Genomic DNA, 16,557 nt, shown 5'->3' on the forward strand with positions numbered 1-16,557 from the left:
GACTTTGCGCGCTGCGTCGAAGCGACCGAACGGATCGAGCAATACTGGTGTTTCCTGAACCGACTTCCGAACCGGCCGGCACCCTGCGCGTCCTCTACGTCGAAGGCACGCAGGCCGACGCCGACCTCGCGCAACGCGTGCTCGCCGGCGCCGCACCGGACATCGTGCTGGACGTCGTCCCCAGCGCCGCGGCGGCGCGCGCGCGGCTGGCCGAAGTGCCACCGCCCTACGACCTGCTGCTGTCCGATCTCGCCCTGCCCGACGGCTCGGGACTCGACCTGCTGGCCGAGGTGCGCCGGCAGCAGCTGCCACTCGCGGTGGTGGTGCTCACCGGCGCGGGCGAACAGGTGGCGGCGATTGCGGCGCTCAAGGCCGGTGCGGACGGTTACCTGGTCAAGCACGGCGACTACCTTGCGCAGCTGCCCGACGCGCTGCACGCCGCCTTCACGCGCTTTCACGAATTGCTGCGCGAGCGCGCCGCACTGCGCACCACCAGCGAACATCTTTCCTACCTGCTGTCGGCGAGCCCGGTCGTGCTGTACACGCTGCGCATGCACGACGGCAGCCTGCTGCCGCAGTGGGTCAGCGGCAACGTCGAGTCCATCACCGGGAACGCGATCGACGAGGTGCTCGTGCCGGGCTGGTGGCTCGCCCACCTGCACCCCGGCGACCGCAAGGCCGTGCTCGACGCGCAGACCCGGCTGCTGCGCGACGGCCGGCTGGAGCACGAATACCGCTTCGTTGCCGACGACGGCCGCGTACTCTGGCTGCACGACCAGTTGCGCGTCGTGCGCCGGGACGACGGCAGCCCCATCGAAGTGGTCGGCACCTGGACGGACATCACCGCGCACAAACGCGCCGAACTCCTCGAGGCCGCGCGCAGCTCGGTACTCGACCGCCTCGTCGCCGGCGACGCCCTGCCGCTGATCCTCGAACAGGTTGTGCAGCGCCTCGAGCAGCTCGAACCGGCGATGCGCGCCTCCATCCTGCTGCTCGACGACCGCACCGGCCGCCTGACCCACGGCGCCGCCCCCAGCCTGCCGGACGACTATCGCGAGGCGGTCGAGGAGCTGCAACCGACGGAAGGCATGGGTTCCTGCGGCACCGCGGCCGTGCGCGGCGACGCGGTGATCGCCACCGACGTGATGTGCGACCCGAACTGGGCGCCGTTCCGCGACATCGCCGCGCGCGTAGGCATCCGGGCCTGCTGGTCCTACCCCTTCCGCGACGCCGACGGGAAAGTGCTCGGCACCTTCGCGGTGTATTTCGCCGCGCCGCGCGCACCGGATGCCGCACTGGAAGCGATCATCGACGAATTCACCGCGATCACGGCGCTGGCGGTGCAGAAAGTGCGCGCCACCGACGCGCTGCGCCAGGCCGCCGCGGTGATCGAGAGCACGCGCGACGGCGTGATGATCACCGACCTCGAACGGCGCATCGTCAGCGTCAATCGCGCGTGGTGCGAGATGACCGGCTTCCCGCGCGAGGAGGCGCTCGGCCGCGCGCCGCGCCTGCTGAAATCCGGCCTGCAGAACAACGCCTTCTACCACCGCATGTGGGGCCAGGTCATGCGCACCGGCTACTGGCAGGGCGAGCTCTGGAACCGCCGCCGAAACGGCGAGCTGTACCCGCAGTGGCTCAGCATCAGCACCGTGTACGACGACGATCGCCGGCCGACGCACTACGTCGGCGTGATGACAGACATCAGCCGCATCAAGCAGTCCGAGGCGCAGCTCGAGCACCTGGCGCATTACGATCCGCTCACCGACCTGCCCAACCGCCTGCTCGCGCAGTCGCGGCTGGAGCACGCGATCGAGCTCGCCGCCCGCCAACGCAGCTGCATCGGGGTGCTGTTCATCGACCTCGACCGCTTCAAGACGATCAACGACAGCCTCGGCCACCGCGCCGGCGACGAAGCCCTGCTCGCCGCGTCGCAACGCCTGAAGCGCTGCCTGCGCGAGGAGGACACGCTCGCGCGCTGGGGCGGCGACGAGTTCCTGGCCGTGCTGGAAAACCTCGCCAAGCCGGACGAGGCCGCCCACGCGGCGCAGACGCTGATCGACCAGCTACGCGAGCCCTTGCACCTCGCCGATGCCCAGACCGTGTACCTCGGCGCGAGCATCGGCATCAGCGTGTACCCGCAGGACGCGCAGGCCGCCGCCGCCCTGATCCAGCATGCCGACACCGCGCTGAACCAGGCCAAGGTGCAGGGGCGCAACATCTATCGCTTCTTCACCGAAGCGATGGGCCAGGCGGCGCAGCACCACCTGAACCTCGAGCGGCGGCTGCGCGAGGCGCTGGACCACGGCGGATTCGCCCTGCACTACCAGCCGCAGATCGACATCGCCAGCGGCCGCATCGTCGGTTGCGAAGCGCTGTTGCGCTGGAACGACCCCGAGGAAGGCCTGGTCCCGCCCGGGCGCTTCATCGCCTTCGCCGAGGAAAGCGGGCTGATCGTGCAGATCGGCGAATGGGCGCTGCGCACCGCGTGCCGCCAGGCGCGGCAGTGGGCCGACGCGGGCCTGCCGCCCCTGCGCGTGTCGGTGAACCTGTCGGCGCGCCAGCTGTGGCAGGCCGACCTGCCCGAACGCATCGGCGCGATCCTCGAGGCCACCAGCCTGCCGCCGCAGTCGCTGGAGCTCGAGCTCACCGAAAGCATGATCATGGGCCACGAGCCCCAGGCCGTCGAACGGCTCGGCCTGCTGCGCAGCATGGGCCTGCGGCTCGCGATCGACGACTTCGGCACCGGCTATTCGTCGCTGTCCTACCTGAAGAACCTGCCGATCGAAGTGCTCAAGATCGACCAGAGCTTCGTCCGCAACGTCCCGCAGGACCGCAACGACCGGGAGATCGTCGCCGGCATCATCGCCCTCGCGCGCAAGCTCAACCTCGCCGTGACCGCCGAAGGGGTCGAGACCGCGGCCCAGCTCGCCTTCCTCGCCGAGCAGGGCTGCGACAGCTATCAGGGCTACCTGTTCAGCCGGCCGCTGCCGGCCGCGGAATTCGAGAAGCTGCTGGCGCGCTGACTCAGAACGGCGGATCGCCCGCGACGGCCGCGGCCGCCGGCTCGCGCGCCGGCGCCGGGGCGGCGGCAAAACCGGTCGCGTCGCCGCCCTTCAGCTCCCCGCCCAGCGCCTCGATCAGCGCCGGCAGCAGGCGCTGCACTTCGCCGGTCATCAGCGCGAAACCGGCGTCGAACAACGCGCGCGCATCCTCGGCACCCTGCTGGTCGAGGTTCTCCTTGACCACGTCGAGGAAGTCGAGACGCTTGATCTCGAGCTTCTCGGTCAGCACGAAGCTCACGCGGTCATCGAAAGTCAGCGCCAGCCGCGTCGGCAGCTTGCCCGCGCTGAGGTGGCCGCGCACTTCGTCGCCTTCGAGCGGATGGCGCACGTAGCGCACCGCGGCCTTGTCCTCGCTCACCGAGCGCAGCTCGCAGTCCTGGTCGATCGTGAAGCCGGCCGGCGCCTCGCCGCCCGCGAGCCAGTCGGCCATCGCGCTGGTCGGCGACAGCTCGGTGCGCACGAGCGCGAGCGGCAGGGTGTCCAGGGTCTGGCGCAATACCTCCAGAACGTCCTCTGCACGGGCCTGGCTGGGCGCATCAATGCCCAGCCACCCCCCGATAGGGTCGACCCAGGCAAAGACCTTCCTGCGCCGCGTAAACGCGCGCGGCAGCAATTCCTGCAAAACCTGCTCGCGCAGATCCTTCATCTGCTTGCGCCCGGGCTTGTAGCCCTGCTGCTCGGCCAGCGCCTCGGCACGCTCCTCGGCCTCCTGCTTCACGACCGACGAGGGCAGCAGCTTCTGCTCCACGCCCAGCGCGATCAACCACTGGCCACCGACCTGATGCACGAGGAATTCGTCCCCGGTGGGCGACTGCCAGCCGCGCGTTTCCTGGTCCTGGCTGCCGCAGGGCTGGAAGCGCTTCTTCGCGAGCTGGTCCTCGAGGGTTTCGGCCGTCATCGTCCAGCCGACGGGAAGGCGATAGATCTGCAGGTTCTTGAACCACATGGGGAATTCTTCCGTGTTGCGGGTTATTTTGGGAAATGCGGGGCGCTGCGGGGGAAAGTCCCGCCACAGGCGGTGCCGGCGCGCGGGCTACTGGATGTGGCCTGACTCGGCGATCATGCGGATCACGCGCAGCGTATCCACGTCGGACTGGTGGTAGGCCGACTTGACGTATTCGACATAGGCGACGTCGTCGCCGGTGCTCTGCTCGGTGAGCGTCGTGCGGTAGTGGAAGCGCAGCACCATCGTGTCGACGGCCGGCTCCTCGATGCCGATCGTGAGGCTGCCGCCGGCATGCGTCGCGGTGCGCTCGGTATCGAAACGCACCCATTCCATCGGCTGCAGCGTCACGCGGTCGCGGATCACCGCGCTGCCGAACCTGAGCTCGCGCACCAGCTCGGTGTCGCTGCGCGACAGGATCGTGCACGCCTCCAGCCCGGGCAGGAAGGGGCGCGAATCCTCGGCCCGGCACAGCAGGCCGAACCACAGCTCCTCGCGCGACAGCGGCGCAACGAGGGGGTTATCCGGGTCATTGACGACCAGCAGATGTTCAAAATTCACCAACGGGCTCCGTGGACGGGGCAATGCTCAGGGCGACTATGGTACTCGCCCGATAGCCTCCCGCGCGTTTCGGTTAGCATCCGCCCATGCAGATCGAACGAATACTCCACTCCCAGGGGTTCGGCAGCCGCAAGGAATGCCGCGCCCTCATCCGTGCCGGCCTGGTCGCGGTCGCAGGCCGGACCGTCGACAATCCCGCCGAAGACTTCGCGCCCGCGGGCCTCGAATTCAGCGTGGACGGCGAAGCCTGGACCTATCGCGAAAAGGCCTTCCTGATGCTGCACAAGCCCGCCGGGTACGAGTGCTCGCGCCAGCCCCAGTTCCACCCCTCGGTGTTCGCGCTGCTGCCCGACATGCTGGCGAACCGCGACGTGCAGTGCGTCGGCCGCCTCGACCAGGACACCACCGGCCTGCTGCTGCTCGCCGACGACGGCCAGTTCATCCACCGCTGGAGCTCGGGCAAGAAGCGCACGCCCAAGGTGTACGAAGTCACGACCAGCCATCCGGTGGACGACGCCTTGATCGCCGCCTTGCTCAAGGGCGTCGAACTCGTCGATGAACCGGCACCGATCGCGGCGGCGGCCTGCGTGAAAACGGGGGAGCGGAGTCTACGGCTGACGATCACCGAAGGCAAGTACCACCAGGTGAAGCGCATGCTGGCCGCGGCCGGCAACCACGTCAAGGCCCTGCACCGCAGCGTCGTCGGCGGACTGGCCCTGCCCGCCGATCTCGCAGCGGGCGAATGGTGCTGGCTCGACGACGCCGATCTCGACCGCCTCTCCGCCTATCCCGAAGAAGCCTGAACCACCGGCCCGCACCGGGCCATCCCCTGCACGGGCTGCGTTCGCGGCCTTGTTTCGAACCGTGCATTCCCTCCTGAAACCCGCTCCCCTCTTCGCCGGGGAGCCTCTCTTCCCGCCGCCCCGCAGGTTGATGCTTTGTTCTTCTGTTTTTCTTTTAATTTAAAAGATAAAGAAGAAGATAGGCGGCCGATTTCTGTGGATAAGCCCGCAACACCCGCTGTTCGCGCGGGTTTCGGCGTGGTAGAACCCCGTAGACAAGTGCCCGGTTCACCTGTGCGCCGAATGTGCCCCGATTTGGCGGTCCGGGATTTTCCGGTCCTTGCCCACAAAGTCTCCCTGCCCTGATCCACGGACTTATCCACGGTAGGGCCGTTTCTGAAGACGGACTGGCGGTGTCTTGCTCCCTGGGGGAACGCCAGCATGCCTGAATCGACGTCGACCTTCGGACACGTTCTTCGGCTGCCAGATCAATTGCAGGGAAGCGCCGAAGGCGAATCCCGTTCGATGGAAGTGCCCGGGTCAGGTCCGCTGTCGGGGTTCGGGTTTTGCTTTTTGTATTTGGTTTTAAATTAAAAGATAAAGATATATATAGTGTCGCCTTTTCTGTGGATAAGTCTGCCTTCGCCAGTGCCCGCACGTCATCCGGCGCGGTAAAAGTCCGTAGACAAGTCCCCGGTTCACCTGTGTGCCGAATGTGTCCCGTTTTTCGCTTTGCTGCAATGCAGGCCTTTTCCCACAAAGCATTCCCGCGTTTCTCCCGCACTTGTCCACTGCCATGAGTATTTCCGAGCTCTCCCCCGCCTTCGACTGGGACATCTTCTGCCGGGTTGTGGATAACTTCGGGGATATCGGCGTCTGCTGGCGGCTGGCCAAGGCCCTCGCGCACGACCACGGTTGCGCGGTCAGGCTGTGGGTGGACGACTGGGCGACCTTCGCGCGCCTGTGTCCGGCCGCGCGGGACGCGCGGGACGGGCTGCGCGCGGAGGGCGTCGACGTGCGGCGCTGGTGCGAGCCCTTTCCCCGCGTGCAGCCGGCGCGGGCGGTCGTCGAGGCCTTCGCGTGCGAGCCGCCCGAGTGCTACGTCGAGGCGATGGCGGCGTGCGCGCCGCGGCCGCAGTGGATCAACCTCGAATACCTGTCGGCCGAGGACTGGGTCGAAGGCTGCCACGGGCTGATGTCGCCGCATCCGCGCCTGCCGCTGGCGAAGCGCTTCTGCTTTCCCGGCTTCACCGCGCGCACCGGCGGGCTGCTGCGCGAGCGGGGGCTGATCGCTGCGCGCGAGCGCTTCCAGGCCGATGCCGCGGCGCAACGCGAGTGGTTCGCCGGCTTCGGCCTGCCGGCGGTGCCCGCGGGCGCGCGGCGCGTGTCGCTGTTCGCGTACGAGCAGCCGGGCTTGCCCGCCTTGCTGCAGTGCTGGGCCGACGCGCCGCAGCCGACCGTGCTGCTGGTCCCCGAAGGCCGCGTGCTCGGCGACGTGCTGCGCTTCTTCGGCGGCGCGGACGGGCGCCCCGGCGACGTGCTCGCCGCCGGCCGGCTCACGACGGCGATCCTGCCCTTCCTCGACAGCGCCGACTACGACCGCCTGCTGTGGGCCTGCGATCTCAACTTCGTGCGCGGCGAGGATTCCTTCGTGCGCGCGCAGTGGGCCGCGCGGCCTTTCGTGTGGCACATCTACGAGCAGGACGAGGCCGTGCATCACGACAAGCTCGAAGCCTTCGTCGCGCGCTTCGTCGCCGGACTGGACGGCGAGGCGGCCGCGGCGCTGCGCGCGTTCTGGCAGGCGTGGAACGGCGAGGGCGATGCCGCGGCGGCGTGGCCCGCCTTCGAAGCCGCGTTGCCCGGGCTCGCGCCGCACGCGCATCGCTGGTCGGACGAACTCGCGCATTTTCAGGATCTTGCGTCGACCCTGATGCAATTTTTGACGCCTGCGGTAAAATAGCGGGTTTTTAAAATTGTGCGGTCAACCTGTCCGCGCCCGATCTACACCAGGAAACAGCATGAAAACCGCACAGGAACTCCGCTCCGGCAACGTCATCATGGTTGGCACCGACCCGCTGGTCGTGCAGAAGGCCGAATACAACAAGTCCGGCCGCAACTCCGCGGTCGTGAAGATGAAGCTCAAGAACCTGCTCACCGGCGCGCCGTCGGAGTCGGTGTACAAGGCCGACGACAAGTTCGAAGTCGTCCAGCTCGACAAGAAGGAAGTGACCTACTCGTACTTCGCCGACCCGATGTACGTGTTCATGGACGCCGACTACGAGCAGTACGAAGTCGAAGCCGAGAACATGACCGACGCGCTGAAGTACCTCGAAGACGGCCTCGCCTGCGAAGTCGTGTTCTACAACGGCAAGGCGATCTCGGTCGATCTGCCGAACTCGGTGGTGCGCGAAGTGGTCTACACCGAACCCGCCGTGAAGGGCGATACCTCGGGCAAGGTCATGAAGCCCGCCAAGCTCGCAACCGGCTTCGAACTGCCGGTGCCGGCCTTCGTCGAAATCGGTGACAAGATCGAGATCGACACCCGCACCGACGAGTACAAGAACCGCGTGAAGTAATTCCGCGCGTTCCCGCGTTGCGACCGGAAGGGCCCGCCGTGTGCGGGCCCTTCGTCATTTCGGGAAGCCTCATTGCGGCATCATGTTCGCCTTGAACTTTCCGGAGCCGGCGATATCTTGAGAGCACTTGTCCCCGGGAGCCCAACATGAAGAAGATTCTGCTCGTCGTCCTGATCGCGACCCTGTCCGCCGGACTCGCCGCCTGCGGCCGCGACAAGCCGGCCGAGAAGGCCGGCACTGCCGCCGGCGAAGCCGTGCAGGCGGCGAAGGAATCCGCCGAAAAGGCGGGCGAAGCCGCGAAAAAAGCCGGTGAGGCAGCTTCCGCCGCGGCCGAGGCGGTGACCGAGAAAGCGAAGGAAGGCGTCGAGAAGGGCAGGGAGGCCGCGTCCGAAGCGGGGCAGGTGGTCAAGGAAAAGGCCGCCGAGGCGAAGGAAGCGACCGGCATCGCGGCGCAGAAGGCCCTCGACGCCGCACGCGGCACCGGCGAAAAACTCAAGGAAGCTGCGGAGAAGGGCAAAGAGGCGATCGAAAAGGAAACCAAGTAAACGATGTCCGACCGCATCCGCATCTTCGGCGCGCGCCAGAACAACCTCAAGAACCTCTCGCTCGACATCGCGCTGAACGAGCTGACGGTCGTCACCGGCGTCTCCGGCTCCGGCAAATCCTCGCTGGTCTTCGACACGCTGTACGCGGAAGGCCAGCGCCGTTACGTCGAGACTTTCTCGCCCTACGCGCGGCAGTTCCTCGACCGCATGGACAAACCGCAGGTCGACCGCATCGAAGGCGTCCCGCCGGCAATCGCGATCGACCAGACCAACCCCGTCCGTACTTCGCGCTCCACGGTCGGCACGATGACCGAGCTGACCGATCACTTCAAGCTGCTGTACGCCCGCGCCTCGAAACTCTACTGCCGCGGCTGCGGCCAGGAAGTGCGCCGCGACGATCCGGACAGCGTGCACGCGGCGCTCGCCGAACGCTGCGCGGCCGACGACCCGCGCCTGGTGCTGACCTTCGCGGTGCCGGTGCCGAAAAACTTCACCGAAGACGAAGTCACGCAGCTGCTGAACCAGCAGGGCTACACCCGCATCCATTCGCGTGACAGCGGCAACGGCGGCGACGTGCTGAACGTCGTACAGGACCGCTTCCGCTTCTCCAACGCCGAACGCAGCCGCGTCATCGAAGCGGTCGAAACCGCGATGACGCACGGCCACGGCCGGCTCGCGGTGCGCGCGCAAGGGGAGGGCGGCGAAACCGTCTGGCGCTTCTCGCGCGACCTGCACTGCGCCGACTGCGACATCCACTATTCGGACCCCACGCCGGGCCTCTTCTCCTTCAACTCCCCGATCGGCGCCTGCGACACCTGCCGCGGTTTCGGCCGCGTGATCGGCGTCGATTTTTCGCTGGTGATCCCGGACGAATCGAAGACGCTCGCCGAAGGCGCCGTGAAGCCGTGGCAGACCGCGAGCTATCGCGAATGCCAGGACGATCTCGCGAAGATGGCGAAGAAATACGGCGTCGCGATGGACGTGCCCTTCCGCGACCTGCCGCCGGAACACCGGCAATGGCTGCTCGAAGGCGATCCCGAGTGGAAGAGCTGGGAAGCGTCGTGGCCGCGCAAGTGGTACGGCGTGCGTCACTTCTTCGACTGGCTGGAAACGAAAGCCTACAAGATGCACATCCGCGTGCTGCTGTCCCGCTACCGCAGCTACACGGAATGCCCGGCGTGCAAAGGCGCAAGACTGAAGCCCGAGGCGCTCCTCTGGCGCCTAGGCGAAAAAGCAGCAACCGAGACGGCGCAAGCCAACGAGAATACCCCGCAGGGAGCCGCCGACGCGGGGGCTTTCGGGGCGAGGCGTCCGCCACGCGTTCAACGAGCACCGGAAGCCCCCGTGGCGGCGGCGGATCGAAGCCCGCATCTCGCCGCCGAAAAACCCGGATTGGCCATCCACGAACTGATGGCCCACCCGGTTAGCCGCGTGCGCGACTTCATCGCCCGCGTCGAACTCCCCTCAGGCCTCGACGAAGCGACTGAACTCCTGCTCGGCGAAATCCGTAGCCGCCTCGACTACCTCGCGAATGTCGGCCTCGCCTACCTCACGCTCGACCGCCAATCCCGTACCCTCTCCGGCGGCGAAGTCCAGCGCATCAACCTCACGACCGCGCTCGGCACCTCGCTCGTGAACACCCTCTTCGTCCTCGACGAACCCTCGATCGGCCTGCATCCGCGCGACATCGACCGCATCCTCGCAGTGATGACGAGATTGCGCGACGCCGGCAACACGCTGGTCGTCGTCGAACACGACCCCCAGCTGATGTCCGCCGCCGACCGCCTGCTCGACATCGGCCCCGGTCCCGGCGAACGCGGCGGCCAGATCGTCGCCTACGCGCCGCCCGCGCAACTCGCCGCCGACCCGGCTTCGCTCACCGGCGCCTACCTCGCCGGCAAGAAACGTGTCGATGCCGGCCGCAGGCCGCGCCCGGTCGACAAGGCCGACCCCGTGCTGCGCCTCGTCGGTGCCCGCGAACACAACCTGCGCGAGCTCGACATCGACATTCCGCTCGGCAAGCTGGTGTGCGTCTCCGGCGTCTCCGGCTCCGGCAAGTCCACGCTGATCCAGGACGTGCTCTACCCCGCGCTCGCCAAACATTTCGGCCACGGCACCGAAGCCCCCGGCGCTTTCGCACGCCTCGAAGGCCTGGAGCAGATCTCCGGCGTCGTGATGGTCGACCAGTCCGCGATCGGCAAGAGCGCGCGCTCCAATCCGGTCAGCTACGTCGGCGCGTGGGACGCGATCCGCGCGCTGTTCGCGGCGCTGCCGGAAGCGAAGACGCGCGGCTACACCCCCGGCACTTTCAGCTTCAACTCCGGCACCGGCCGCTGCCCGACCTGCACCGGCTCGGGTTTCGAGCACGTCGAGATGCAGTTCCTGTCCGACGTCTACCTGCGCTGCCCCGACTGCGACGGCAAGCGTTATCGCTCCGAAGTGCTGGAGCTCCAGTGGCGCGACCGGTCGGTGTCGGACGTGCTCGACATGACCGTCTCCGAAGCGCTGGCCTTCTTCGCCGACCAGCCCGCGGTGCAGGCCGCACTCGCCCCGCTCGCCGATGTCGGCCTCGAATACCTGAAGCTCGGCCAGCCGGTGCCGACGCTGTCCGGCGGCGAGGCGCAGCGCCTCAAGCTCGCCGGCCACCTCGCCGAAGCGGCGAAGCTGTCGGGCAAGAAATCCAGGACGAAATCGCAGTCCGGCCGCCTGCTTTTCCTGTTCGACGAACCCACGACGGGACTCCACTTCGAGGACGTTGCGACCCTGCTGCGCGCCTTCGAAAAACTGCTCGACGCCGGCCACGCGCTGGTCGTCATCGAACACAACCTCGACGTGCTGCTCGCCGCCGACTGGTTGATCGACCTCGGGCCCGAAGGCGGCGAGGACGGCGGCGAGCTGGTCGTCGCCGGCACGCCGCATACCGTGATGGGCTGCGCGGCGTCGCACACCGGCATCGCGATGCGCGCCTACGCCGACTCGCTGGGCAAGCCGACGGCTGCGGTCGCCGAACCTGTCGCCCGTTACCGCGCCATGGCCGCCCCGGCGATCGAGATCCGCCACGCGCGCGAGCACAACCTGAAGAACGTCAGCCTGACGATCCCGCGCGACCGCTTCACCGTCATCACCGGCTTGTCGGGCTCGGGAAAATCCACGCTCGCTTTCGACATCGTCTTCGGCGAAGGCCAGCGTCGCTACCTCGAATCGCTCAACGCCTACGCGCGCCAGTTCGTGCAGCCGGCGGCCCGCCCCGACGTCGATGCGCTATTCGGCATTCCGCCGACGGTCGCGATCGAGCAGCGCGTCAGTCGGGGCGGCAGGAAGAGCACGGTCGGCACGCTGACCGAGATCCAGCCCTTCCTGCGCCTGCTGTACGTGAAACTCGGCACGCAGTACTGCCCGAAGTGTGATGTGCCGGTGTCGCCGCAGAGCTTCGACGCGATCGCGGCGCAGATCCTGCGCGACTACCGCGGCGCGTCGGTCGAACTGCTCGCGCCGCTGGTGACGAACCGCAAGGGCCTGTACACCGCGCTCGCGAAGTGGGCCAAGGGCAAGGGTTTTGCGCAGCTGCGCGTCGACGGCGACTACCTGCCGACCGCGAAATGGCCGCGGCTGGACCGCTACGTCGAGCACACCATCGAGCTGCCGGTCGGCATGGTCGTCGTCGGACCCGAGCACGAGGCGGTGCTGCGCACGCAGTTGGCGGAAGCGCTCGAGCACGGCAAGGGCGTCGTCAAGGTGCTGCAGCTCGGCAAGGTCGGCGCCCAGCCGCACACCTTCTCGACGCTGCGCGCCTGCCCCTCCTGTGGCGACAGCTTCCCGGAGCCGGATCCACGCCTGTTCTCGTACAACGCCAAGCACGGCTGGTGCGAGAGCTGCTACGGCACCGGCCAGCGCACGATCGGCCGCGTCGAGGACGCCAACGAGCTGGATCTCGCCGACACCGAACAGGTCACCGACGAAGTCTGCCCGACCTGCGACGGCGCGCGCCTGAATCCGGTCGCGCGCGCGGTGCGTTTCCGCGATCTCGGCATCCATGAACTCTCCGCGCAGCCGGTCGCGAAAGTCGCAGGTTTCTTCGAGACTCTGCAGCTCGAAGGCCGCGAGACCGACATCGCGCGCGACCTCGTCGCCGAGATCCGCGGCCGCCTCGACTTCCTGCAGCAGGTCGGCCTCGCCTACCTCGCGCTCGACCGCGGCGCACCGACGCTCTCCGGCGGCGAAGCGCAGCGCATCCGCCTCGCCGCCCAGCTCGGCTCCAACTTGCGCGGCGTGTGCTACATCCTCGATGAACCCACGATCGGCCTGCACTCGCGCGACAACCGCATGCTGCTCGACACGCTCGAAGCGCTGCGTGACCGCGGCAACACGCTGCTGGTCGTCGAGCATGACGAGGACACGATCCGCCGCGCCGACCACGTCATCGACCTCGGCCCCGGCGCCGGCGTGCGCGGCGGCGAAGTCGTCGCCGAAGGCACTTTGCCCGACCTGATGGCGGCGCCGCAATCGGCGACCGGCGCCTGCTTCCGCGCGCCGCTGCAGCATCCGATGCGCCCGCCGCCGGCGATCGTCGCCGATCACCCCTTCCTCGTCGTGAAGAACGCCACGCTGCACAACCTGCAGGCGGTCGACGCGCGCCTGCCGCTCGGGCGCCTGACGGTCGTCACCGGCGTCTCCGGCTCGGGTAAATCGACGCTCGCGCGCGACGTGATCCACGCCAGCCTGCACGCCCTGCTCGGCGACCCCGACGCGCAGCGTGCCCGCCGCCGCGGCGAAGCGCAGACGAGTGCCGCGGAGCCGGTCGGCTGCGACCGCATCGAAGGCTGGCAGGCCGTCGGCCGCGTGCTCGAAGTCGACCAGACGCCGATCGGCAAGACGCCGCGCTCCTGCCCCGCGACCTACGTCGGCTTCTGGGACGCGATCCGCAAGCTCTTCGCCGAGACGTTCGAGGCCAAGACGCGCGGCTGGAACGCGTCGCGCTTCTCCTTCAACACCGGCGCCGGGCGCTGCCCGGTATGTGAAGGCCAGGGCCAGACCACCGTCGAGATGAGTTTTTTGCCCGACGTGAAGCTGCCCTGCGACGCCTGCGGCGGCGCGCGCTTCAACCCGGAGACGCTGACCGTACGCTGGCGCGACAAAACGGTCGCCGAAGTGCTGGCGATGCCGGTCGACGCGGCCGTCGACTTCTTCGCCGCGCACCCGTCGATCGCCCACCCGCTGGCGCTGCTGCAGGATGTCGGCCTCGGCTACCTCACGCTCGGCCAGCCCAGCCCGACGCTCTCGGGCGGCGAGGCGCAGCGCATCAAACTCGTCACCGAACTTGCGAAAGTGCGCGGTCGTGCGGGCGAGAGTGCCAAGACCGGCGGCCGCCCGCTGCCGCCCGAAAAGCACACCCTCTACGTGCTCGACGAGCCGACCGTGGGCCTGCACATGGCCGACGTCGACAAGCTGATCCGCGTGCTGCATCGCCTCGCGGATGCCGGTCACACCGTGCTCGCGATCGAGCACGACCTCGACGTGATGGCCGAGGCCGACTGGCTGCTCGACCTCGGCCCGGAAGGCGGTGACGGCGGCGGGCGCATCGTCGCGCAGGGGCCGGTCGCGGACGTGTGCGCGACCGCCGGCTCGCACACCGCGACCATCCTCGGGGAATTTCTCGCGAGCCGCGCGGTTAAGGAGGAAGGTGCCGTCGCCGCGGCGCCGCGCGGCAAGGGAAGCACGAAGAAGGCGCGGAAGGCCTCATGAGCGGACAACGCAGGATCCTGCTGTGGGATCTCCCCACGCGCTTCGCGCACTGGCTGCTGGTCGCGCTGGTCGCGGGCGCGGTCGTCACCGTGAAGATCGGCGGCAACGCGATGGAGTGGCATGGCCGTCTCGGGCTCGCGATCTTCGGCGTCGTCGTGTTCCGCCTCGCGTGGGGACTGGTCGGCTCGACCTATGCCCGCTTCGCGCACTTCCTGCCCACGCCCGCCGTGCTGCGCGCCTACCTGCGCGGCCACTGGCGCGGTGTCGGCCACAATCCGCTCGGCGCGCTGTCGACGGTCGCGCTGCTCTCGCTGATGGCCGGCCAGGCTCTCGCCGGCGCGTTCTCCAACGACGACATCACGTTCTACGGCCCGCTCTACCAGGCGGTGTCGAGCGAGCTGTCGGGCTGGATCAGCGGCCTGCACCGCAAGGGCGAGTGGCTGGTGTACGGGCTGGTCGCGCTGCACATCGGCGCGGTGATGTATCACACGCACGTCAAGAAGGACAACCTGATCCGGCCGATGATCACCGGCGTCAAGGCGGTCGAGGATCCCGCCGTCCCGCCTGCGCGCGGCGGCGGACTGGTCGCGCTGGTCGTCGCCCTCGCGCTCGCCGGGCTCGCGGTGTGGGCGGTGTCCGGCGGGTTGCTTCCGCCGCCCGCCCCCGTGCCGCCCGCCACGACGCCCGCCTAGTAAGCGCCCGCGGGTCGCCGCCGATTGACCCGCGTCAATGAGGAGGGTCGCGCCACGGACGATGCTTGCGGTCACGCAAGATCAGGGGGTGACGATGGCAGGTGCAGGACCCGGCGGTTTCCCGCGCGACGATGACAAGCTTGCCGCACGGCTCGCACGGCTCGCAAGGCTCGCAAGGCTCGCGCGGCACGCTCGCGGCGCCTTCGTGCTCGTCGCGGCCCTCGCCGGCACGGCCTTCGCCGCGTCCGATCTCGCCGACCTCGGCGCTGCCCGCAGTGCCGCGCGTGCGGCAGACGGCCAGCCCGCGGTGGTGGTGCTGTGGACCCCCGGCTGCCTGGCCTGCCGCAAGTCGCTTGCCGAGCTGGAGCGCTTTACCGCGATCGCCGCGCAGGACGGGGTGGCCGTGCGCACCCTCGTGCCTGCTGCGCAGCATGCCGACGCCCGGCGCCTGCTCGCCGAGCGGGGCATCTCGCTGCATCTGGCGGCCGCCGACGACCAGCTCGACACCACCTCGCAGCGCCTCCTGCTCGACAATGCGCTCGCCTACGCGATCGACCGCGAGGGCCGGGTCGTCGCGACGCGCGGCGGCCTGCTTGCGGTGCGGGTTCTGGAAGGCTTGGCGCACGTGGCCAAGTCCCAGTGAGCGCGCGCACGACCCGAACGAGGCCGTTTCACCCGTCCAGTTGTCCCCACGGCGGCACCGGCGCCAGTAGCGCGTCCAGTTCGTCCAGCAGCACCTTCACCTTCGGCAGGCGCGCCCGGCTCGGCATGTAGCACGCATAGAGATCGCGCCCGAAATCGATCAGCGGGCGGTAGTCGTGCAGCACCCGCTGCAGGCGTCCGTCCGCGAGTTCGCGGCAGCACAGGTAGGTCGGCAGGATCGCCAGACCGTGGCCGGCGAGCGCGGCGTCGAGGATGCTGCCGGCGTCGTTGAAGTGGATGCGGCTGCGCACCGGGATCGCGCATTCCTCGCCCTGCCGGTCGGCCAGACGCCACACGCGGTTGTCCGACACCAGGAAGCTGAAGCACTGGTGATCCGCGAGCTCGCGCGGCGCCCCGGGCGTGCCGTGGCGGGCGAGGTAGTCCGGGGCCGCGCAGATGACGATTTCCATCGTGAAGATGCGCTTCGCGACGACGTCCTCGGGCGGGCTCTTGCAGAAGCGCAGCGCGAGGTCGATGCGGTCCTCGGCGAAGTCGACGAGGGCGTTCGTCAGGATCAGCTCGCAGTCGAGTTCGGGGTGGCGCGCCGTGAGCCGCGGCAGCAGCGGCGCGATCCACAGGCGGCCGAAGACCACGCTCGCGCTGATGCGCAGCAGCCCGCTCGGCACGTCGCCGAGGTTGCGCACCGCGACTTCGGTCAGTTCGACCGATTCGAGCGCGCGCAGCGCGTGCTGGTGGAACACCTCGCCCGACGGGGTGAGGAAGAGCCTGCGCGTCGAGCGGTCGAACAGGCGCACGCCGAAGCGCCGCTCGAGTTCGGCGATCTGCTTGCTGACCTGCGCGCGCGTGCAATCGAGGCGCCGCGCTGCGGCGGCCATGCTGCCGCTCTCGACGACCTTCACGAACGCATCCCAGCTCGCCAGCCAGCTCATGTGTCAATCTCAGTTGTCAATATATTGTTGACGTACGGGCAACCATTATCGGCTTTTTG

Annotated in this window: 11 protein-coding genes; 8 read left to right on the top strand and 3 right to left on the bottom strand. The window is 68.6% G+C overall.

Annotation, left to right across the window (positions count from 1 at the left end):
- Positions 1-47 precede the first annotated feature (47 nt).
- A complete protein-coding gene (locus CDA09_RS00160) occupies positions 48-3,026 on the top strand; it encodes an EAL domain-containing protein (RefSeq protein WP_217351270.1) in 2,979 nt (992 codons plus the stop codon).
- A 1-nt stretch (position 3,027) separates the two neighbouring features.
- On the opposite strand, the gene CDA09_RS00165 is transcribed toward CDA09_RS00160, so the two are convergent.
- Both CDA09_RS00165 and CDA09_RS00170 read right to left on the bottom strand, forming a co-directional pair.
- On the bottom strand, positions 3,028-4,011 hold the full coding sequence (locus CDA09_RS00165; protein ID WP_121426768.1) for a recombination-associated protein RdgC: 984 nt from the start codon (positions 4,009-4,011) through the stop codon (positions 3,028-3,030).
- A gap of 87 nt (positions 4,012-4,098) precedes the next feature.
- Positions 4,099-4,569, bottom strand: coding sequence for an SRPBCC family protein (locus CDA09_RS00170; RefSeq protein ID WP_121426769.1), 471 nt, complete (start codon positions 4,567-4,569; stop codon positions 4,099-4,101).
- 86 nt (positions 4,570-4,655) lie between these two features.
- Between CDA09_RS00170 and CDA09_RS00175 the strand changes: the two genes are divergently transcribed.
- The 7 genes from CDA09_RS00175 (at position 4,656) to CDA09_RS00205 (ending at position 15,549) form a co-directional block, all read left to right on the top strand.
- Positions 4,656-5,372, top strand: a complete 717-nt coding sequence (locus CDA09_RS00175; RefSeq protein WP_121426770.1) for a pseudouridine synthase — start codon at positions 4,656-4,658, stop codon at positions 5,370-5,372.
- 775 nt (positions 5,373-6,147) lie between these two features.
- Positions 6,148-7,311, top strand: coding sequence for an elongation factor P maturation arginine rhamnosyltransferase EarP (earP, locus tag CDA09_RS00180; protein WP_121426771.1), 1,164 nt, complete (start codon positions 6,148-6,150; stop codon positions 7,309-7,311).
- Positions 7,312-7,369: 58 nt separating this feature from the next.
- Complete coding sequence (gene efp / locus CDA09_RS00185) at positions 7,370-7,927, top strand: elongation factor P (protein WP_121426772.1); 558 nt, start codon at positions 7,370-7,372, stop codon at positions 7,925-7,927.
- Between the two features lie 146 nt (positions 7,928-8,073).
- A complete protein-coding gene (locus CDA09_RS00190) occupies positions 8,074-8,472 on the top strand; it encodes a hypothetical protein (protein ID WP_121426773.1) in 399 nt (132 codons plus the stop codon).
- Between the two features lie 3 nt (positions 8,473-8,475).
- Positions 8,476-14,214, top strand: a complete 5,739-nt coding sequence (locus CDA09_RS00195; protein WP_121426774.1) for an excinuclease ABC subunit UvrA — start codon at positions 8,476-8,478, stop codon at positions 14,212-14,214.
- On the top strand, positions 14,211-14,906 hold the full coding sequence (locus tag CDA09_RS00200) for a cytochrome b/b6 domain-containing protein (RefSeq protein WP_121426775.1): 696 nt from the start codon (positions 14,211-14,213) through the stop codon (positions 14,904-14,906). The genes CDA09_RS00195 and CDA09_RS00200 overlap by 4 nt, the downstream gene beginning before the upstream one ends.
- Before the next feature lie 94 nt (positions 14,907-15,000).
- Entirely contained in the window at positions 15,001-15,549 is a 549-nt protein-coding gene (locus tag CDA09_RS00205; RefSeq protein WP_128106516.1) for a thioredoxin domain-containing protein, read from the top strand.
- 28 nt (positions 15,550-15,577) lie between these two features.
- On the opposite strand, the gene CDA09_RS00210 is transcribed toward CDA09_RS00205, so the two are convergent.
- The gene (locus tag CDA09_RS00210) at positions 15,578-16,498 is read right to left on the bottom strand and encodes a LysR family transcriptional regulator (protein WP_121426777.1); all 921 of its coding nucleotides are present in this window, start codon (positions 16,496-16,498) and stop codon (positions 15,578-15,580) included.
- Between the last annotated feature and the right edge of the window lie 59 nt (positions 16,499-16,557).

Source organism: Azoarcus sp. DN11 (assembly GCF_003628555.1).
Lineage (GTDB): Bacteria > Pseudomonadota > Gammaproteobacteria > Burkholderiales > Rhodocyclaceae > Aromatoleum.

Excerpts from the sequence above, each read along its gene's own strand:
- CDA09_RS00205 (WP_128106516.1), top strand. The coding sequence starts at position 15,001 with ATGGCAGGTGCAGGACCCGGCGGTTTCCCGCGCGACGATGACAAGCTT.
- CDA09_RS00190 (WP_121426773.1), top strand. The coding sequence starts at position 8,074 with ATGAAGAAGATTCTGCTCGTCGTCCTGATCGCGACCCTGTCCGCCGGA.
- CDA09_RS00175 (WP_121426770.1), top strand. The coding sequence starts at position 4,656 with ATGCAGATCGAACGAATACTCCACTCCCAGGGGTTCGGCAGCCGCAAG.
- CDA09_RS00165 (WP_121426768.1), bottom strand. The coding sequence starts at position 4,011 with ATGTGGTTCAAGAACCTGCAGATCTATCGCCTTCCCGTCGGCTGGACG.
- CDA09_RS00200 (WP_121426775.1), top strand. The coding sequence starts at position 14,211 with ATGAGCGGACAACGCAGGATCCTGCTGTGGGATCTCCCCACGCGCTTC.
- CDA09_RS00210 (WP_121426777.1), bottom strand. The coding sequence starts at position 16,498 with ATGAGCTGGCTGGCGAGCTGGGATGCGTTCGTGAAGGTCGTCGAGAGC.
- CDA09_RS00195 (WP_121426774.1), top strand. The coding sequence starts at position 8,476 with ATGTCCGACCGCATCCGCATCTTCGGCGCGCGCCAGAACAACCTCAAG.
- efp (WP_121426772.1), top strand. The coding sequence starts at position 7,370 with ATGAAAACCGCACAGGAACTCCGCTCCGGCAACGTCATCATGGTTGGC.
- earP (WP_121426771.1), top strand. The coding sequence starts at position 6,148 with ATGAGTATTTCCGAGCTCTCCCCCGCCTTCGACTGGGACATCTTCTGC.